Source organism: Sulfidibacter corallicola (assembly GCF_017498545.1).
GTDB classification, from domain to species: Bacteria; Acidobacteriota; Holophagae; order Acanthopleuribacterales; family Acanthopleuribacteraceae; genus Sulfidibacter; species Sulfidibacter corallicola.
In genome coordinates this window covers 5,599,550-5,618,590 of record NZ_CP071793.1, presented here as the reverse complement: position 1 = coordinate 5,618,590, position 19,041 = coordinate 5,599,550, and the positions used below count along the sequence as shown (strand labels likewise).

Sequence of the window (19,041 nt, the reverse complement as noted above, 5' to 3'; positions counted from 1 at the left end):
CAAACCACGCCCTATTCAAAAAATTACAACCTGGCTCTAACTTTGAGATTTGCCCATTTTATTCGCTGCATCGACCATAAGCGTTCATGGGTCAGCGGCCTCACCAATCGCTCATTGATGGGATCAGGCCCCTTATATACCAACGGGAGATCAATGATATCCTCCGCGATATCAGGAGCGAGCAGTAGCAAGTTTAAGATCTGCGTTACTCGATTCTTGGAAAGATGGTGTTTTCTCGCAAAGTCTGCCTGGTTTTCATATTCCCCATTTCGAATCTTTTGGTCGATCAAAAAAGCACACCGCATCAATCGAGAAATTCGCGGGACGCGACCTGCTGGCACAGTTTGCTCTAGATCCCAAAGGCCCAGTATCTGGGGAGCCGAATGAATGCCGACATCTCTTTTCGGCAATGTGAAGGTCCGCTGCTTTTTCACCTCAAACCTCGTGCTGTTCCGTCAAGGCGACGATTCCACTATTCCTCACGACGATCTCGAATGCTCCGAATTTTCCCTCGTTGCCGTCGAACACGATTCGATCTATCAACAGTTCAACCATACGACGTCGTTCGCCAAACGAGAGAGCATCCCAAGCTGGGTTGAAACGGGCGAGTGCGTCCCTGAAATCAGAGGCGGAAAACGGCAACAAGCCTATTCGTTCAAGCTGGTTTCTTATTTGATCCAGACCCTGACGGATATCCTCAAGCCCCTCTTGAATGGTCTCGACTTCTTCTGCTTTCTCAGGTTTTCGTTCGCAATACCTAAGCCGTGCATGGAGTCTTTTCCGCTCAACCTTGAGGTTGGCCTCGTTTTCTCGGAGCGCAAAAACCTGAGCCTCATATTTGGCTTCCGCAGGTGTGATCAGGGACTCGATGAACTCGGAATCGGAGCCGATCCGCCGCAGTTCACCGATGACATCCTGCTCGATCATCGCGGCCGAGATCCGCCGTTTCTTGCAACCACACTCCCCCTTTCGGTTGTACCGTGAGCACTGATAGTAAATGTATTTCTTTCCGTTCCGCTTCGTGTAGGTCGGGCTCATCAGCTCGCCGGAATGCTGGCAATAGATGAGGCCCTGCAGGAGTGCATACGACTTGCGCGACCGTGCCCTGCGATCGCGGGGGTTCTTCTGGGAGAGCAGTGCTTGGGCCTTGGCAAAAGTTTGCTCGTCGATGATTGCCTTGTGCTCCCCTTCAAAGACTTCCCCGTTGTAGGCGACCTGTCCAAGGTACAGCCGGTTTCGAAGGATCCCGGAAACATATGGACGAGAGAGTTGGACGCCTCCCGTGATCCGCCCTGTAATAGTGGTCCGCCGCTTGGTGCGAACCCCTCGTTCGGCCAACTCTTCCATGACCTCCAATATGGATTGGCGCTCCAGGTAGAGCTGGAAGACTTCACAAACGGTGGCGGCCTCCTCTTCATTCACGACAAGCCGTTTTCCTTCAGGATGTATGTCGTAGCCCAAAGGCGGAGGGCCACCGAGGAACTTTCCTTTTCGCCGGGCGGCGTCCCTCTTGTCCCGGATTCGCTCCACGATGGTCTCTCGCTCGAATTGGCCGAACGAGGCTAGGATATTCAAGATCAAGCGTCCCATCGAATTCGAGGTATCAAAGCTTTGCGAGACGCTGACAAAGTCAATGTTGAGCCTTTGAAACTCTTCGACCATGGACACAAGGTCGCCGACGCTCCGACTAATCCGGTCGACTTTGTACACAGCGATCGCGTCGAACTTCCCAACCTTCGCATCTGCAAGCAATCGTTGCAGTGCCGGTCGATCGGTATTTGCGCCGGTGAACCCCCCGTCGTCGTAATATTCTGGATAGACTTCCCAGCCGATACCGCGCTTGGCCTTGATGAAGTCTTCACAGGCCTCCCGCTGAAATTGAAGCGTGTTGTCTTCAACATTCAAGCCCTTCGCGGTGGACTTGCGGGTATAAACTGCCACCAGCACGGGTTTGGCCCCCTCTGGCTTGGTATTCGAATTGACTTTCATTCTCACGCGATCGTTGCCTCCGGTCAGGACTTTGGTTTGGCCCCCAGCTTAAAGAAGACATAGGGTGAGTAACTGGCGCCGGTCGCGGCTTTGACGGCTGCGCTGAAACTCGCGTAGACCTTGCCGTCCCACTCGAAGCCTGAGCGCTTGATGGTGATGCGAACTTGGCGGCCCTTGAACTCCCGCTCCAGGACCGTGCCGGGTTTGGGGATTCGGGGGTCCCGCCCCGTGTCGTCCAGCGCCGAATCCTCGCCGGTCTTGGGCTCCGTTTGTTTCTTCCTTTTGATTGGGGAAGAACCAGGCGCCATCACCCTCAATTCGGTGAGATCCGCTTTTTGGGCCTCGGCAATGAAGCGTTCGGACCAACCACCTTCAGCTTTCGCCTGAATGCCCCAAGCAATTCGACGTTTCAGCCACTGGTGCCGGTGGGAATGGGGACGCTCGTTGAACACCTCGATGTAGGCAGCACGAAGCTCAAGGCCGTTCATGCGGTCGAGGGCCTTGATTTTTTTCTCTACTTCAGAATACATAAACAGCTCTCTTTATTGTTTTTGTCCAAAAGGAGCGTCTCTATGGAGCTCTTTTTTTGCGCTGCCAGCAAGTCTTTTCTGGGGATTACGAAGCGGTTCTCGTTTCACTTCCCTGATATCGTTAACGGGTTTCTGGAGCCCTGTACGGAATTCTGGCTGTTCGCCCGATTGGGTAAGGCTCTCGCCGAGGTGACTTCGCAAATAGCCACGAATGAGGATATCGCCGACCTCTGCCCGGATTTGGTCTGGGGACATCTCGCTGGGATGGTGCTGCAAGGAAGCCTCCGGTGGTTTTGGTTGCCCGCGTATTTATCGCGGTTGGAGACTAACTACAGGAGAGAACCGGAAATCGGGTCAGGGGAGCGCCAGATTTGCCCTGGAAATCAGGTCCCGAGCTTTTGACTAGCCACGAGTTGCTTAAAAGACCTTCTTGACCATCGGAGAGATCTGTAGCTTTAAAGTGAAAACTGAAAGATTCTTTTGGAGAATCGAATATTTACTAAATCCGTTTCTCAGGAAAGGAACATTATTCATGAGCTACCTCTGGAAGGCAACAAAGGAAGGTGGTAGCATGGTGACTACTATACACCTACACCCCTGCAGAATGCGCGTCCTCAACAAGGCGCATTTGAGACTTGGACATTTACAGGGAGAAAATGACAAACGAAAAAATGATAATAGACCCAGGTTTTGTAAATCACCGAAAGGTTATTTCTGTTCTAGGAGATAATGGAATGGAGTTGATCAAGAGGTTTACTGACCAAATGTCCCCATCCACTCCTGAATGGCAGAAACAGATTTTTTTTGACAAATGTTATACCAAAGTTGTTGTTGATTTTTGCAAGGTGAATAACATCTCATCTCTAGACCATCTTATTTTAAGCAGGAAAGGTCGACTCTTTTGCTCAGTAGTCAAACTCCTGCCCTGTCCGGAAATATACAACAAGCAAGAGGTACACCTGGAGTGTGCGTCATTTAAAAGTGTAGGATTAGATGTTGTATTTAGGGTCACAGTAAAAAAAGTAACTGGAGATACTCTGAAATCCCGCCTGCACTACGGAGGCGAGTTTGCAATAGTAGCACTTCTGGAAAGGAAAGCCGGCAAACAGCTTCTTTTTCACCCACTAATAATCGGCCTCCCTCATATGATGGACATGGACACCGGAAATCTCACCTGGAATCTTTATAATGACTACTACAATGTGTACATTGAGAATTTTGATGAGTTTTCACGAGTCCGAGATTACAAACTGTCTTCGAACTTTTCTGAAATGAAGCATATTAAAGAAAAAACTTTCAAAAGCGCGCTTGGTAGGATTCTGTCTGAATCCACTCCTAAAGACTGGGGAGGAGAGACTTCCGATTTTTTCACATCTCATCTCCATCTCAGAGGAAGGAGATTAAGAGGTGCTTTTCTTTTAAAGGGGCCTTCAAAATTTTCTCCAATGACTATGAAGCACTTGGGAGCCAATGGAGACCAAATTGTTCGACTCTCAAAAGAGCCAGCAGATGTTCTGATTGTACAACATTGTCATGATATTACACCTTCAGTAATCGAAACATTGAAAGCTTTCGCTACCCAGCCTAGTAACCCTAGGTACTACTGCCTGGTTGATGGCAGAGAGTCTCTTAGGGTGCTTGAGGCGTTTTCTTTAAAAGAGTGGGCTTTAAGCCAATCCTCAGCCGAGTCAAGGCATAAACCCTGACCTTTTTGTTTTTTAATTCCCGCTCCTTAAAAACAACTACCCCTAAAAAGGCTTCACAAGAAAATCAAAGACAAGTGCATTTTAGATACCAGAAGGTTTGGCGGAACCGATCTCCCGACATGCCTTCCGCCGGGTTCGGGTAGATTCGCGCAAAATCCAACAAGGCTATATGGCCACAACAAAACTCTCTCAATAAAACAACATCTAGCCGAAACATCTCGAGGGAGGGGTACAAGTTGCTATTTGAACAAGCTTTTATGTCGCTACCAGAGTTTCTCACAGGTCTTCCCTATCAAAGTCCCGACTTTGAAGGCACATTGTTGTCAGCATTTTCAATGGCAGTTCTTCAAGAACTGAATGGCCGAAATATAAATAATCCGATTTCGTGCTTGCGATCTGAAGTGAAATATAGAGACACTACTGAAATGCGAGCAGACTTACACCTTGACTTAGAGGCAATGAAAATCCTAACACCAGAGTTAAAGCAATATGGAATTTATCAACACAACTGGCTTGAAGCAAAATATTTCCGCCTTAACATTAATAACAAGCCCACTATCGACTCGCTAAAGGTTGTATTATTACTTCTTAAAGATATCATAAGATTGGTTACCCTCCCGCCTGAAAACAATATTTCAGACAGTAAAGCTGCTCGCTACCTACTTCATGCATACCAGGGTGACCCAAAGAAGCACATAGCAAAAAAGAAAAACACCAAAAACAATATTCGGGGTTTCACAAGATCCTGGGCCACGAAAATGCAAAAGTCAGGTTCGCAGACTATAGAAACGCTACACTTGAAAGATGAAGTTAAGCAACTTGACAGTGTCACAGGGTCTGGATTGAGGTCTTTAGAATTTCAATTAGATATTATGAATTTCACATACGAACCAAAGGTAAATTCCGAAGAGGTATTTTCATTCTATCTGTCAAGGATAGATGATTTCAAAATCTCCGAAGATAGTGAATGGTACATGCGAAAGGACGGAAAAATCACTGAAAGCTCAGCGGGCGCAATGAAAAAAATAAATCAAGCTGTCATTACTGGGCTAATAACAAGCTGAGCGCCTGTCTCAATTAAGACACTCCTTCAAGACGAAGGACTTGATTCGCAACAGCCAGGTCGCAGAAAGCCTAAAGCATATAACTTGTGCCAATGCAATCAATCAAGACGTTCATTCCGCATGTAATAAAAAAAATACACACTTAGAAAACACAGAAATTTTTTTCTATGTATCACAAGTCAAAATTTTACACAAGGCCAATCGTGCAAAACTCAAAACCAGATTACTATACTATCTTTTCTGAAGTAAAAATATGGCAATAAAGCAAAGCGGGGTTACTGATTAGCCCGGCGATAATTTAAACTCGGTTACGAATAGCATAAATCACCTCCTGTGGGCGCTCTATCTATCCAGAGTCGAATAAAAGCTCCACTTCAAATCGCGCATCATTCTTCGTTCCCGAACCACCGTTTCGACACCCAAAACTGCACATCGCTTTTAGTTGCAGAAATCGATTTCCACACCGCCAAATGAGATCGACGCGCTTCAGTCTGAAGTCGAAATTATCGGGTTTATCCAGCCGATTTGCTCGTAACCCTGCGGGCCAAGCTGGGCAGATAAAACCGATAAAACGGGTCGATAAACGCAATATTCTTCTCGGTGGCCACTCGTAGGCGGGGATAGCATTTTTATCTGGCCTCTATGGTCTCAACCATCCCACGAAATGCCACCAGCGCCAAACTACTAAAAAATAACACCTTAAATGCAGAAAACCCGCAAGCGTGTTGCTCCGGGCTTTTGGTTACCCGCGCTTTGCGGGCTTTCCCACTGGAGGGGAGATGGTGCCGCCATCCAGAGTCGAACTGGAGACCTACGGGTTACGAATCCGTCGCTCTACCAACTGAGCTATGGCGGCACTCTTTGTTAACTTCTTTTTTTCCTGACCTGTACGTGAACGCGGTGGTTGGTACCGTTCTCAAAACCTGTCGGGAAATAGTCAGGACCCAACAGGACTCGGAATTATGCCATCATTGGTGGCCTTCTGCCAACCCCAAAGCCACAAGTTTTCCTCCTGAAATCGAAAAACAACGGTCTTCCCTCGGAAGTCTCCAATCACCGCCTAGCTCCCCTCCACCTCGGTAGCCTTCTCTCGTTAGCACTCCATCGCCTAGCCCCCTTCCAACTTGGCAGCCGCCTACGATAACCCACCATCGCCTAGCTCCCTTCCACCTCGGCAGCCGCCTACGATAACCCACCACTGCCAAGCCCCCTTCTACCTCGACAGCCTCCCCCGTTAGCCCTCCATCGCCAAGTTCCCTTCCATCTCGGATTCTCGACCCGATCCCGGCAGCGATCCCCGCCTCGGAGCCCCCTCCCTTTCGCTCGCTCGAGCATCCGAATCCCGTCGATGTTGGGACCCCCGTCATCGCCGGTTTCTGCAATCCGTGCGGTCGGAGCCCGGGTCTGGTATGATGGGCCCATCGACGTGACAACCGAATGGGATGCAGCCATGGCCTGGGACAGCTTTCTCAGCGACAAGTACGGACCACCCGTCGGCGTGAGCCGCCGGCAGTGGAACAACATCCGCACCATGATCGTGCTGGGCACCTTCTCGATCCTGGTCGGCATCGTCATCCTGCTCTTCCGCTTCCTCGTCACCCAACACGCCGAACGCCTCGAAGAAACGCCCCTCATCAGCCTCGCCGAGGCCGCCGCACATCAAGGCCCACCCACCGGGCCCGTCCAGGTGGCCGGTACACTCCGCACCGCCACACCCGTCACCATGCCCGATTCCGACGAGGCCGTGATCGGTGGCCGCCTCCGCATCGTGGCGAAATCGCTCGGCTCGGGACAGCAGGAGGAAACGGTGCTGCTCGACTGGTCGGCCTTTGCCGAGCGCGCCGAGCTTCACGGCGGAGGCTCGGTCCTGCCGGTGACCGTTCCCCCCCAAAACCTGCCGCTTCAGCGGGATCATCGCGCCCGTGCGAAAATTGACCGCGAAGGCTCGAGCGCGCGCAACAGCAAACCGGTCCGAGCCCATCTGGGCAACCTCAGTTACTCTCTCGTCGAACTCGGTTACAAGAGCGTCTCGGTCAAGGTGGAGCGAAGCACCCTACCCAACGACGCACCCGTCGTCTTCCTGGGTCACCTCTCCAATGAAGGGCTGGTCACCTCGCCAGGGGATCGGCAACTGACCATGTTCTACGGCTCGCCGGAGGAAGCGACCTCGAAGGCGCACTTCTACGGTGTCATGCTGATCGTGCTCGCCATTTTCGCGATCATCGGCGGCTTCGCGCTCCGCGCCGCCGGCCTCGCTGCCCGTCGGCGCGTTTTGCGCCGCTGAGCCAATCTGACCCGAGCTGAACCGCACCCCCTGCACAGGCCCAGACTAAACCAAAACCACCCGAATCAGGGCCAAGCGGAACCCAACGCCACCCGACGCCACCGAGCAGGGCCAGGCCGACCCGAGCTGAACCGCACGAAACAGGGCCGAGCGGAACCCAACCGCGCGGAACAAGACCAAGCTGAAATGCACCGTACAGGGCCAAGCTGAAACGATGTGCACCGTACAGAGCCATGTCGAGCCGACACGCACAGAGCATAACGAGCTGAACCGATCCGCACCGCTGAACCGATCCGCACCGCACAGGTCCGGGGTCGAGCCGACAAGCACGGAGTCGCCGCCCAGGCCGGGGCCTGGGTTTCAAGTGGGTAACTAATCGAAGCGAATCGCTAGGGAGTTCCCGCATTCACGAGAGCGGCGTAGTGCACGGCCGGTATGGCACGGCCGGTATGGCACGGCCGGTATGGCACGGCCGGTATGGCACGGCCGGTATGGCACGGCCGGTATGGCACGGCCGGTATGGCACGGCCGGTATGGCACGGCCGTGCCCGCCGCTCATTAATTAGGTTGGAACTCCTCGCATGGATTACTTCGACAAGTTCATCCGGCGGGCTTACCGCCCCTGATGCCCCTACCGGGCGCGACAAATCTCTCGGCATTCGGGCGCTCCGAACGGAACTTGCCCCCTCATAAACTTTAAACCTTACCTTCGAGCTTTACAGGGTTTGTTACATAAGAGCCCCGCACCAGCGGGCATACCCAGCTCGATTTCGAGAAAGAAACAACGCGAAGCGAGCCGACTCGGAGAGCCCGCGCGCGTAAGAGGCATAAAGCCTGTAGTTTGAGCAGGGCCGGTATGGCAGCTTGCCTTACCGGCCCTGCTCAACCAATCGAAGTGACCGGGCAAAGATCAAAACCGACCATCGAGAGATCCACAGGCCCGACTTATCTGCTTCGCTCTTTTATCACTCATCCTTGCGGAGTGGGGATCGCTTCGATATGTTCAGCCGGCGGGCTTACCGCCCCTGCTGAACCTACCGGGCACGACGAATCTCTCGGCATTCGGGTACTCCGAGCAACTTTGTTTCAAGAGAGCGTTCCGAGCTGAACCGATCCACACCGTACAGGGCCGGGGTCGAGCTGACACGCACGGAGCATACCGAGCTGAACTAAACCGCACTGTACAGGGGCGCGGAACCCAACCGCGCGGATAATGGCCGAACCGAACTGAACCGCACGAAGCAAAGCCGAGCGGAATCGACGTTTCGACGAACCCTTCTCCATCACGCGCCGTGGGAACCCCTCTGTACCGAATGCTATAATGCCGCCACTCGACCGCGCCCCCTCCCCATCACGTGCAGCGCCGGCCACGCGCGCCCACTTCCGGAACGACTTCGATGACCGATTTGTCGCAAACCCACCTGGTTCTGTTCTTTACCAAAGGCGTCTCGCTCAAGACCTGGGCCGACACCGGCCTGCTGGAACGGGAACTCGCCCTCTACCAACGGCTCGCGCCCCACCTGGCCGGCGTCACGCTGGTCACCTACGGCGACGGCCGCGACCGTGCCTACGCCGATCACCTGGGCGACTTGGCCCTGATCTGCAACGACCGAGACCTCCCTGAATCGGACTACGTCCGCACCCTGATCGAAACGCCGCCCGTCCCCCCTGGCCAACCCGCCATCTTCAAGAGCAACCAGGTCTGGGGCGCGGACGTTGCCCTCCAAGCCGCCCGACGTCACGGCGCCAAGGCGATCACCCGCTGCGGCTACCTTTTTTCGGATTTCATGGCCCGCGAACACGGCCCCGATTCGCTCCAAGCCCAACAGGCCAACGCACTGGAACAAAAACTCTTCCGCCTCGCCGACGGCGCCGTGGTGACCACGCCCGCCATGAAAGGGGCACTCGCCGCCGCGCTCGGGGTCGACCGCGCCCGCGTCATCCCCAACTACGTACTCACCGACGCCTTCCGACCCATGCCCGACCTCGCACCCGAACCGGATCTGGCCCTCTCGATCGGGCGTTTCGTGGATCAGAAGAATCCCTTCAACCTGGTGGACGCCTTTCGCGACAGCCCCTATCGGCTGCACATGGTCGGCGGTGGCGGCCACAAGATTCGCCTGCGCCGCCACATCAAAAAGGAACGGCTCCCGGTCACGATGCTGGGCAACCAACCCCACCTGGTCCTGCCCGAACTGCTCAACCGGGCCGCCGTCTACGTGCAACCCTCGCTGTTCGAGGGCCATCCGAAAACCCTGCTCGAAGCGATGGCCTGCGGCCGGCCCGTCGTGGCCACCGACGTCTCCGGCATTTCGGCCGAAATCACCCACGGCGAAAACGGCTACCTGTGCCAGCCCGACACCGCCTCGATCCGCGCGGCACTGGACAGGGTCTTCGGCAACCCGGACTTGGCCGCCCGCTTGGGGGCCGCCGCTCGCGAACAGGTGCTTCGCCGCTATGCGCTCGATCGCGTCGTCTCGCTGGAACTGGAACTCTACGACGAACTGCTGCGCTCCGATGACGACCCAGCTTGAGCATGCGGTTCCGGCATGCCGGAAACCCCGTCTCCCTTCTCGACGAACAGGACCGCTCGTAAGTGTTACAATGCGATGGCCGCCACGCCGGATGCAGGTGGAGACATCGGCCCTCACCGCCGACAGGTCCATTTTTTTCGCACCACGGGCTCCGGCCGCGCCTTTTTGGCGCCAATTTTCGACTATTAAAACGAGGGGACCGTCCAAGGTGCGTTGTCAAGACACAAGCAAGCGTGCGCGTGCCACATGCCGCGCCCTCATCGAGCACTCCGCCGGTTCTTCCGGTAGCCGGGTCGCCCCTTTCGTTTTTTGTCACCGTCACCGATGGGTTGGGAACATTCATGGCGCAGTATAAGGTCAAACTGGGATCAAGCGACGGCGAGGTCATCGAACGCATCGTCCACGGGGCCAGTCAATCGGAAGTCCACGGGCACTACACCAACGAGGGCTACTTCGTCTTCTCGGTCAAGCCGAGTATCGATTTCGCGGCGGTCTTCGGCCTGAAAGGCAAGATCCCGATGCGCAAGTTCATCATGTTCAACCGCGAATTCCGCGGCTTGATCAAGGCCGGACTGCCCGTCGTGGAGAGCCTCGACATCCTGCTCAAACGCATGAAGGCCGGCAAGCTCCGCGACCTCCTGGAACAGGTACGCGAACAAATCACCAAGGGCGCCTCGCTCTCGGAAGCCTTCGCCTCCTTCGGCGACATGATCCCGCGCTACTATCCCGCCCTGCTCCATGCCGGCGAACAATCCGGGAACCTGGTCGAGGTCCTGGAACGCTTCATTCAACAGGAAGAACGCCTGCGCAAAACCCGCAAGAAATTTCTGCAATCGCTGACCTATCCGGCACTCCTGATCGCCGCGGCGCTGGTCGCGATCTACATCATGATGACCCGGGCCATGCCCCACTTCGCCAGCATGTACGAACACAGCGACAAGGAACTGCCCGCCATGACCCAGGTGGTCGTCAACATCTCCAACTGGACCACGGACTATTACGGCTACCTGTTCGGCATCACCTTTGTCGCGGCCATCACCCTGTTCCTGTTCGCACAAACGGAGAAAGGCGCCCTGCTCACGGAAGGCATCCTGCGCCGCATCCCCCTGCTGGGCACGGTCTGGGTTCTCCAAAACCAAAACATCTTCGCCCGCACCCTGCGCCTGCTGCTCAGCGGCGGTGTCCCGCTGACCCAGGCCCTCACCGCCACGGCCGGCGGCGTGCCCTCTCGCCTGCTGGGCATCAGCCTGCTGAAAGTTCGCGACGAGGTGTCCCACGGCGGCAACCTCCAGGAAGCGCTGGACACCCACACCTTCTTTCACGACTCGGTCGGCGAAATGATCCGCGTCGGCGAAGCCACCGGCACCATCGAAGAAATGCTCGATTACCTGGCCGAACACGGCGAAGAACAGTCGGAAGACTATCTGGAAATGGTATCCTCGCTCGTCGCCCCCATCGTTCTGTTGTTCGTGGGCCTGCTGATCGCCTTTCTGGTGCTTTCGATGTACCTGCCGATGTTCAGCAGTTTCGAGTTGGTGTGAGATGATGCGATCCGCACCCACCGACCCCCCAACACCCAAACCCATGAGACGAGACCTTTTTATGAGATGTTTTCCGCGTGATTTCGGCGATTTAAAGCGGGTGCCGGCCACCACTCCCGGACCGTCGGGAACCCCTGGAACGTGCGACGCACCGTTACACCGTGCCGGCACCGCAATCCTTCGGGAATGGCGAAAATACCCTGGCGCCGCACGCCCGCAGACGCCAGGTCCCAGCCAGGTCCCCGGTCCACGCCGAAGAGGAGGCGCGTCCGATGTCTGAACCCCAAACCTTCGACGAGGCCCTGGCCCTCGCGGACGACCTCAACCTGCCCTTCACCGACCTGGCCGACTTCAGCACCGACCGCGACATGCTCACCATGATGCCCGTTCAGTGGATGATGCGCTACGCCTGCCTGCCGCTCGGCCAGGAGGGCAATCAACTCAAGCTGGCCTTCTCCGATCGCGACATGGTCAACCAACTCGAAGAATTGGAGTTGCTCACCAAAAAGCGAATCTCCCTGGTCGTCGCCCCCAAAAGCCGGATCGAAGAGATTCTGAAAGAATCGGAGAGCTCCCAACGGGTGCTGCAGGACGCGACCAGCGATTTCCACGCGCAAACGCTCAGCGGCGAACACATTCAGGACGACCTGGATGTGGACAAGCTGGTCAGCGACGGCTCGCCCCTCGTCCGCCTGGTCGACACGACCATCTACAACGCGCTGGAACGCCGTGCCTCCGACATCCACATCGAAACGGAGGCCGATCGGGTCGTCATCAAATACCGCATCGACGGCGTGCTCTACGAAGCCATGCAGCCGATCGACAGGAAGTACCACACCACCCTGATCTCGCGCATCAAGGTCATGAGCGAGCTGGACATCGCCGAAAAACGGGTCCCCCAGGACGGCCGCTTCAAGCTGACGATCAAGGGCCGCGGCATCGACTTCCGCGTCTCGATCATGCCCACCATCCACGGTGAAAACGCGGTCATCCGGATTCTGGACAAAGAATCGTCCAACGCCAGCTTCAAGAACCTCAGCCTGCCGGTCCTGGGCTTCTCCGGCCCACTCCTGCGCGACTTCCGCCAATCGATTCGCGAACCCTACGGCATGGTGCTGGTCACGGGACCGACCGGCAGCGGGAAAACCACCACGCTCTACGCCTGCATCTCGGAGATCCGCAACACGGAAGACAAGATCATCACGATCGAAGATCCGGTGGAGTACCAACTCCAGGGCGTGACCCAGATCCCGATCAACGAAAAGAAACAACTCACCTTCGCCCGCGGCCTGCGTTCGATCCTGCGCCACGATCCAGACAAGATCATGGTCGGCGAGATCCGCGACACCGAGACCGCCCAGATCGCCATCCAATCCGCCCTGACCGGCCATCTGGTCTTCACCACCGTGCACGCCAACAACGTGATCGACGTGATCGGTCGCTTCGTGAACATGGGTGTGGACCTCTACAACTTCGTCTCGGCGCTGAACTGCGTCCTGGCCCAACGCCTGATCCGCTTGACCTGCCAGCACTGCAAACACCCGATGACGCCCACCCCCGAAGAATTCGAATTGTCCGCGCTGGACCCCAAAGAGTTCGCCAACATCACGCTCTTCGAAGGCAACGGCTGTCTCTCCTGCCACGGTACCGGCTACCGCGGCCGTACGGTCATCGCCGAGGCGCTGCGCCTCAACGACGAAGTGCGCGAGGCGATTCTGGACCGGCGACCGATTCGCGAGCTGAAGGAACTGTCGACCCGCAACGGCATGCGCTTCCTGCGCGAAGCGGCCGTCGACCTGCTCAAACAAGGGGTCACGACCCTGCACGAAATCAACAAGGTCACCTTCATCGACTGAGACGACCCCGCCAAGCGCGCACGGCTCCCCCGGCGCCGCGCCCCCCTTCGACAACGCCACGCAAAGGAAACCCATGACCGACCATCCTTGGATCTACCTCTCACCGACCGAATGTCACGGCAGCCACGACGGCGGCTGGAAACAATCCCTGGAACCGGCGACCGATCTGCCCGCGACCAGTCTGGTGATGGACAACCTGCCGGCCAAGGTGTTCGAAACCCACCGCGTGGGCATCCTCCTCATGGACGACCTACTCCACCCGCTGCGGCTCAAACTGGATCAGCCCGCCAAACCGGCCGAATTGAAGCCCTTCCTCTCGTGGAAGCTGAAACGCTACCTCTCCTACCCGATCGACAAGGCGGAAATCCGCTTCATGCCGCTGGAAGAGGAACACAACTACGTCACCTTTTCGCTGCCGCGCCCCTGGGTCGACGGCCTGTTCCAGGCGCTGAAGACCAAGGGCGTTCACTGCGGCTACATCGGCGGCCTGTTTTCGACGCTGTTGGAAAAGACCCGTCTGTGCTGGAACAGCTTCTCCATCGCCTTTTTCGACCAGATCTACCTGTTCGCCGAGGTCGCCCCGAACGGCAAGCTGCTCCAATTTCGAACCCGGCGCCTGCCCTTCGGGCACGACGGCTCGCTGGACGTGGCCACCCTGGCCCACTCCGATCTGGAAGCCTTCCTGCGCGCCGACAAGACCGGGAAAAAGGTCCAGGTGTTGAATTTCTCGCCCGATCTACAACCCCACCTGGCCGCCTTGCAACGGGAGCTCAACCAGTTCCGGAAGGACGTGGTCGTCCCCCAACTGGCCGGCCCCGCGCTCGACCGATTCATCACCCTGATGGGCACCCAATGATCCGCCCAAACCGCATTGTCCGCCGCCATCCGCACCCGGCATACGCCATCCGCGAGGAAACGCCATGTCAGATCAACTGAATTTTTCGCCGTCACCGTTCAAGCACCGCACCAAAACCCTGCTGATCCTGTGGACGGTCAACCTGAGCCTGCTGGTGGGGCTGGGCATCGCGCTGGTGAGTTGGAACCGGCTGCGCCACAGCAACGCGCTGGCCCACGAGGAGCTGGACGCGTTGAACCTCGAGGAACAGAACCTGATGCAGCGGCACAGTCTGGCCCTCAGCGAGTTGGCCAAGGTGGATTTGAGCGATTACCGCAAGAAAGTGGTGCAATTTCACGAGATCCAGAGCGCTTTCGACACCCATTGGGGCAAACTGCTGGACGATTTGGGCCTGCTGCTGCCGAAGGACGTGCGGATCATCAGCCTGCGCCCCCAGTCCAGCCAGCGAAGCCGCGGCCGCGTCAAGGAGACGGTCCTGCGACTCAGCGGCCAGGCGCGATCCAAGGAAGCCCAATTGAGCTTCATCCGCGCCCTGCAGGCCCAGCCGCGCTTCAAGGACGTGCACTTTTCTTCGGAAACCTACGGCGACAATCCGGCGGCGGCCATCGACTTCGAGATCGCCTTCACCTATCTGCCCGGTGGAGGGAAATCATGATTCACGACTACCTCTATCACAAGGTCGGCCAGGGGGTCACCGCCGCCGTGCTGCTCCTCTTCCTGGCCGCGTTCTGGATCTTCGCGGTCGAAGAAGAGCGCGCCATTCAGAAGGACAGCGCCTCCCGCCTGGAAATGAAACGGCTGGAACTGGAGCGCGACAACCAGGAAGCCGCCAACGTGCAGCGCTACGCGAACCGCTACCACGAGAACCTGCGCGAGATGGCCCGCTTTCGCCGCGAATTCCTCCAACAGCGCGAAGAACGCATCGTTTCGATTTCGGCCTTCCTCGCGGAGAAGGCCGGCAAACACGGATTGAAGATGGACCAGGTGCAGTACCGCACCACCCACACCCGCCAGGACAACCTGGAAGTCTACGAGATCGAACTCCCGCTGCTCGGGCGGTACCGCGACATCCGCGGCTTCATCGAAGACATCGAAACCTCCGAGATGTTCCTGATCATCACCGAGCTGAACCTGGAAGGCGAATCCAGCCAGCGCAACGCGGTACAGGTTCAACTCTCCCTGGCAACCTATTTCGAGGGCGGTGGCTCATGAACGAGAAGAAACGCTTGATGATCCTGCTGGGACTGGTCGCCGCCCTGATCCTGGTCAACGCCTACATCTATTTAGGTGACGGCGCCGGAGAGATCGGCGTGTTCGGCGGCGATTTCGGCGTGCTGGAAGGCGCCGACCAGGCCCGCGCCCAAAAGGCGATCGAGGAAGTGCGACGCCTTCCCGAACTCTCGTTCGCCAACCGCAAGAGCAAAACCCTGGAAGACGCGACCGCGATCCGCAATCCGTTCCTTTTCGGCGCTCCCGATCGCCGAGTCGAGGAAAAACACCAGCAATTGCAGGAAGAGCTGGAAAAGGCTCGCGAGGAAGCGCTGAAGGCCGCCGAACTGTCGCAACCGGAAGAACCGGAGGTACCGCCGGATCCCACCTTTCCGGGCAAGGTCCTCGGCGTCATGGCCAGTCACGAGGATCGGCAGTTCCAGTTCGCCGTCGCACTGGAAGAGGAATTGTTCGTGGTGCCTCTGGGCGAAACCTTCGCCAACCGTTATCAATTGGTGGACTTTCGCTATCCCGTGGTTCGCCTGATGTTTCTGGAGAATCAGAAGCAAATCGACATCAACTTGGAATCCGAATGAGCATGGCATCGGAAAACAGAACAGGAGCCGGCATGCGCCAGAGAATCGTGTGGATATGCGCCTTGAGTTTGTGCGTGACCCTGACCACGGCTTGCTTGTACAAGCCCGAAATCCGCAAGGCGAACAAAGCCACGGAAACCGAGAATTGGGACGAGGCGTTCACCCTCTGGGAAAAAATCCTGGAGCAGGACCCCGCCAGCACCAAGGCGAAACTGGAAATGGAGCGCGCGCGCATTCAGGCGGCCCTGAGCCACCTTCGTCGCGCCGTTCATTACTTCGAACGCAACAAGCTCGGCGAAGCGAAGTTCGAGAACAACCTGGTGCTGACCTACGATCCCAACAACGGCGAGGCCCGCTTTCTCGCCAAACGAATTACGGAACGCGAAGCGGCGTTGGAAAAGAGCATCGAGGAGGCGGAGGCCGAAGCCGAAACGATCGGTTCGGGCAACCTGCCGCAGTTACAGCCGAAGACGTGGGGCGCCCTGGACCTGATCTTCACCAAGCCCACCTCGGTTCGCGACATCTACCAGGCGCTCGGCCGCGGCTACGACGTCAACATCGTCATCGATACCAAGATCCGCGACGACAAGATCACGCTCGATCTGCGCAACCTGGACTTCCTGAAGGCGCTCGACACGCTGATGGTCCTGAACCGCCACTTTTTCAAGGTCATCGACGACAACACGATCGTGATTCTGGAAGACAACAAGAACAATCGCGACCGCTACGACAACCAGATCATTCGCACCTTCTATCTCTCCAACATCGAGCCCAACGACCTGAAGCAGCACCTGCAACGGCTGGGCGGCATCAAGGAGTACGCGGAGAACGAAGCCCTCAACGCGATCACCATCAAGGGCACGGAGGAGCAGATCGCCCTGGCCGAGAAAATCATCACGGCCAACGACAAGGCCAAGCCCGAGGTGATCATCGAGGTGGAGCTGCTGGAAGTCTCCAAGAGCCGCTCGCACAAGCTGGGCATCCTGCCGATCAACCCCGATCTGAGCAGCCCCACACCGCTCTATCGCGCCGCGGTCGCCGCCGATCCGGTGAACCGCAGCGATGACGACTCGGACGTCAACGGCCTGCGCGGCGTGTTCCCCAGTCTCGGCTCCAACGACTACCTGACCATCGTGCCCGCCATCGCCATCGACTTCCTCAAGGAACACGGCGACACGACCCAGGTCTCCAATCCGCAGTTGCGCGTCACCAGCGGAGAGAAGGCCAACATCAAGATCGGCCAGAGCATCCCGATCGCCAGTACGTCCTTCACCAGCGCCCAACTCGCGGGTAGCCAAGGCTTTTCGAACGTGGGCGACCAGGCGCTGACCTCCTTCAATTACAACGACGTGGGCATCAGCATCGAAATCGAGCCACGCGTGCATTTCAACCAGGAAGTCACGCTCGCCCTGACTCTGGAAATCACCTCGGTCCTGTCCGCCGGCCTGCAGCCGATCCTGGGCAAACGCCAGGTGAGCACGTCGATCCGATTGCGCAACGGCGAGACCAACGTGCTGGCGGGTCTGTTGACCAACGACGAGCGCAAATCGCTCAGCGGCATTCCCGGCCTGTCCGACATTCCCATTCTCGGCAGGCTGTTCTCCAACGACGAGAAAACCGTTTCCAAAACCGACATCATCATGACCATTCGACCCGTCGTGATCCGCGGCTCCGACATCAACGAGACCGATCGCGCGCCCTACGAGGTCAGCAGCCTGCGCCTCTCCTCGCTGTACGCCAAGGCCAAGCGCGAGGCCGACACCAAGGATGCCGAAGAAGCGGACCAACCTCTGATTCCGCGCACCTCGCCCGAAAATGCAGAGGCCGAGGAAGACAACGCCGACGAGCACGGTTCGCGCGGCAAACCCGCCTTCGACCCCTTCGCCGAATCCGAGGAAAGGGAGATCACCCAGGGTGAGGAAGCCACGGAAGGCACCGATGCCGAAATCGACCCCGAAGAGCCGGAACCCACGCCGGCGATGATGTCGTTCATGCCGCCCAACCTGGAGGCGCGCCAGGACGACACGGTTCAGGTTCAGCTTTTCATCACCAATGTGGAGAATCTTCGCTCCGGTGAAATCGTGGTGACCTACGATCCCGAGGTTCTTCAGGCCGAATCGGTGCAAATCGGTCAGTTTTTCGATGCGCGCGGCCAGCGTCCGCTGCTGCGTCCCGCGTGGAATAACGCGCGCGGTCGACTCAGCATGGTCCTGAGCCAACGCGAGTCCGGTCAACCGTTCAGCGGCTCGGGCATCCTGGCCGAAATGTCCTTCCGCGCCAAGGCACCCGGCAACGGCAACCTCGAGTTCGTCAAGGTCTCGCTGGTCGATCCCGAGGGCAACCCGCTGCCGGCCGAAGGCCTGAACGCCAGCTTCGAGGTCTCTCCATGATGACCGCGGTCCTCCGCCGTCATCGACTCGTGCGGGGATTCACCCTGCTCGAGTTGATCATCGCCATGACGGTGCTGGGCATTTTGGCCGCCGCGGTGGTACCCACCACCCGCAAGTTGGTCAAACGCCGCAAGGAGGTCGAACTCAAACGAAGCCTGCTGGAGGTCCGCACCGCGATCGACCGCTTCAAGAAGGCCCACGACGAGGGGCTGATCGCGCTGGACGACATCCAGCAGCTCGGCTATCCGGCCGATTTCGAGCAAATGATCCTGGGTGTCCCGCTCAAGAAACAGCCAGGTCAGACCATGCGCTTTCTGCGGCGCATCCCGCTCGACCCCATGACCGGTGAGGCCGAGTGGGGATTGCGATCGGCCCAGGACGAACCGGATTCGCGTCATTGGGGTCGCGAAAACTTGTTCGATATCTACTCGTTGAGCGACGGGGTCGCGCTCGACGGCACGGAGTACGCCGAATGGTAGTCGGCCA

15 protein-coding genes and 1 tRNA gene are annotated in these 19,041 nt (G+C 57.3%); 13 read left to right on the top strand and 3 right to left on the bottom strand.

From position 1 onward, the window contains the following. Positions 1-435 precede the first annotated feature (435 nt). Both J3U87_RS17040 and J3U87_RS17035 read right to left on the bottom strand, forming a co-directional pair. On the bottom strand, positions 436-1,989 hold the full coding sequence (locus J3U87_RS17040) for a recombinase family protein (RefSeq protein ID WP_237384509.1): 1,554 nt from the start codon (positions 1,987-1,989) through the stop codon (positions 436-438). Between the two features lie 23 nt (positions 1,990-2,012). Beyond that, positions 2,013-2,519, bottom strand: coding sequence for a DUF2924 domain-containing protein (locus tag J3U87_RS17035; RefSeq protein WP_237384257.1), 507 nt, complete (start codon positions 2,517-2,519; stop codon positions 2,013-2,015). A gap of 42 nt (positions 2,520-2,561) precedes the next feature. On the opposite strand from J3U87_RS17035, the gene J3U87_RS17030 reads away from it, so the two are divergent. The 3 genes from J3U87_RS17030 to J3U87_RS17020 all read left to right on the top strand — a co-directional run bounded on the left by J3U87_RS17030 (position 2,562) and on the right by J3U87_RS17020 (position 5,289). Further along, positions 2,562-2,921 carry a hypothetical protein gene (locus tag J3U87_RS17030; RefSeq protein ID WP_237384256.1) on the top strand — a complete coding sequence of 120 codons (360 nt, stop codon included), beginning with the start codon at positions 2,562-2,564 and terminating at the stop codon, positions 2,919-2,921. Between the two features lie 233 nt (positions 2,922-3,154). Beyond that, positions 3,155-4,225: a hypothetical protein gene (locus tag J3U87_RS17025; protein ID WP_237384255.1), complete on the top strand. Its 1,071-nt coding sequence runs from the start codon at positions 3,155-3,157 to the stop codon at positions 4,223-4,225. A gap of 236 nt (positions 4,226-4,461) precedes the next feature. Continuing rightward, the gene (locus J3U87_RS17020) at positions 4,462-5,289 is read left to right on the top strand and encodes a hypothetical protein (RefSeq protein WP_237384254.1); all 828 of its coding nucleotides are present in this window, start codon (positions 4,462-4,464) and stop codon (positions 5,287-5,289) included. 780 nt (positions 5,290-6,069) lie between these two features. On the opposite strand, the gene J3U87_RS17015 is transcribed toward J3U87_RS17020, so the two are convergent. Beyond that, a tRNA-Thr gene (locus J3U87_RS17015) sits at positions 6,070-6,145 on the bottom strand. 594 nt (positions 6,146-6,739) lie between these two features. Here J3U87_RS17015 and J3U87_RS17010 point away from each other — a divergent pair. From J3U87_RS17010 to J3U87_RS16965, 10 genes are all read left to right on the top strand, one after another. After that, positions 6,740-7,573 carry a hypothetical protein gene (locus J3U87_RS17010; RefSeq protein WP_237384253.1) on the top strand — a complete coding sequence of 278 codons (834 nt, stop codon included), beginning with the start codon at positions 6,740-6,742 and terminating at the stop codon, positions 7,571-7,573. Between the two features lie 1,397 nt (positions 7,574-8,970). After that, positions 8,971-10,107, top strand: coding sequence for a glycosyltransferase family 4 protein (locus J3U87_RS17005; protein WP_237384252.1), 1,137 nt, complete (start codon positions 8,971-8,973; stop codon positions 10,105-10,107). 341 nt (positions 10,108-10,448) lie between these two features. Further along, positions 10,449-11,648 (top strand): type II secretion system F family protein, encoded by a 1,200-nt coding sequence (locus J3U87_RS17000; protein ID WP_237384251.1) that lies wholly within the window; start codon positions 10,449-10,451, stop codon positions 11,646-11,648. A gap of 272 nt (positions 11,649-11,920) precedes the next feature. Beyond that, positions 11,921-13,504 (top strand): GspE/PulE family protein, encoded by a 1,584-nt coding sequence (locus J3U87_RS16995; protein ID WP_237384250.1) that lies wholly within the window; start codon positions 11,921-11,923, stop codon positions 13,502-13,504. A 73-nt stretch (positions 13,505-13,577) separates the two neighbouring features. Further along, positions 13,578-14,360: a hypothetical protein gene (locus J3U87_RS16990; protein WP_237384249.1), complete on the top strand. Its 783-nt coding sequence runs from the start codon at positions 13,578-13,580 to the stop codon at positions 14,358-14,360. 64 nt (positions 14,361-14,424) lie between these two features. Beyond that, complete coding sequence (locus J3U87_RS16985) at positions 14,425-15,015, top strand: PilN domain-containing protein (RefSeq protein ID WP_237384248.1); 591 nt, start codon at positions 14,425-14,427, stop codon at positions 15,013-15,015. Further along, a complete protein-coding gene (pilO, locus tag J3U87_RS16980; protein WP_237384247.1) occupies positions 15,012-15,572 on the top strand; it encodes a type 4a pilus biogenesis protein PilO in 561 nt (186 codons plus the stop codon). The genes J3U87_RS16985 and pilO overlap by 4 nt, the downstream gene beginning before the upstream one ends. Continuing rightward, complete coding sequence (locus J3U87_RS16975) at positions 15,569-16,165, top strand: hypothetical protein (RefSeq protein ID WP_237384246.1); 597 nt, start codon at positions 15,569-15,571, stop codon at positions 16,163-16,165. Before pilO ends, J3U87_RS16975 begins: the two co-directional genes overlap by 4 nt. Before the next feature lie 32 nt (positions 16,166-16,197). Further along, entirely contained in the window at positions 16,198-18,555 is a 2,358-nt protein-coding gene (locus J3U87_RS16970; protein WP_237384245.1) for a cohesin domain-containing protein, read from the top strand. After that, positions 18,552-19,034, top strand: a complete 483-nt coding sequence (locus tag J3U87_RS16965; protein WP_237384244.1) for a type II secretion system protein — start codon at positions 18,552-18,554, stop codon at positions 19,032-19,034. Before J3U87_RS16970 ends, J3U87_RS16965 begins: the two co-directional genes overlap by 4 nt. Positions 19,035-19,041: the final 7 nt, after the last annotated feature.

Bases quoted from the DNA above. Each gene is read 5' to 3' on its own strand.
- J3U87_RS17040 (WP_237384509.1), bottom strand. From the start codon at position 1,989: ATGAAAGTCAATTCGAATACCAAGCCAGAGGGGGCCAAACCCGTGCTG.
- J3U87_RS17035 (WP_237384257.1), bottom strand. From the start codon at position 2,519: ATGTATTCTGAAGTAGAGAAAAAAATCAAGGCCCTCGACCGCATGAAC.
- J3U87_RS17030 (WP_237384256.1), top strand. From the start codon at position 2,562: ATGGAGCTCTTTTTTTGCGCTGCCAGCAAGTCTTTTCTGGGGATTACG.
- J3U87_RS17010 (WP_237384253.1), top strand. From the start codon at position 6,740: ATGGCCTGGGACAGCTTTCTCAGCGACAAGTACGGACCACCCGTCGGC.
- J3U87_RS17005 (WP_237384252.1), top strand. From the start codon at position 8,971: ATGACCGATTTGTCGCAAACCCACCTGGTTCTGTTCTTTACCAAAGGC.
- J3U87_RS17000 (WP_237384251.1), top strand. From the start codon at position 10,449: ATGGCGCAGTATAAGGTCAAACTGGGATCAAGCGACGGCGAGGTCATC.
- J3U87_RS16995 (WP_237384250.1), top strand. From the start codon at position 11,921: ATGTCTGAACCCCAAACCTTCGACGAGGCCCTGGCCCTCGCGGACGAC.
- J3U87_RS16990 (WP_237384249.1), top strand. From the start codon at position 13,578: ATGACCGACCATCCTTGGATCTACCTCTCACCGACCGAATGTCACGGC.
- J3U87_RS16985 (WP_237384248.1), top strand. From the start codon at position 14,425: ATGTCAGATCAACTGAATTTTTCGCCGTCACCGTTCAAGCACCGCACC.
- pilO (WP_237384247.1), top strand. From the start codon at position 15,012: ATGATTCACGACTACCTCTATCACAAGGTCGGCCAGGGGGTCACCGCC.
- J3U87_RS16975 (WP_237384246.1), top strand. From the start codon at position 15,569: ATGAACGAGAAGAAACGCTTGATGATCCTGCTGGGACTGGTCGCCGCC.
- J3U87_RS16970 (WP_237384245.1), top strand. From the start codon at position 16,198: ATGCGCCAGAGAATCGTGTGGATATGCGCCTTGAGTTTGTGCGTGACC.
- J3U87_RS16965 (WP_237384244.1), top strand. From the start codon at position 18,552: ATGATGACCGCGGTCCTCCGCCGTCATCGACTCGTGCGGGGATTCACC.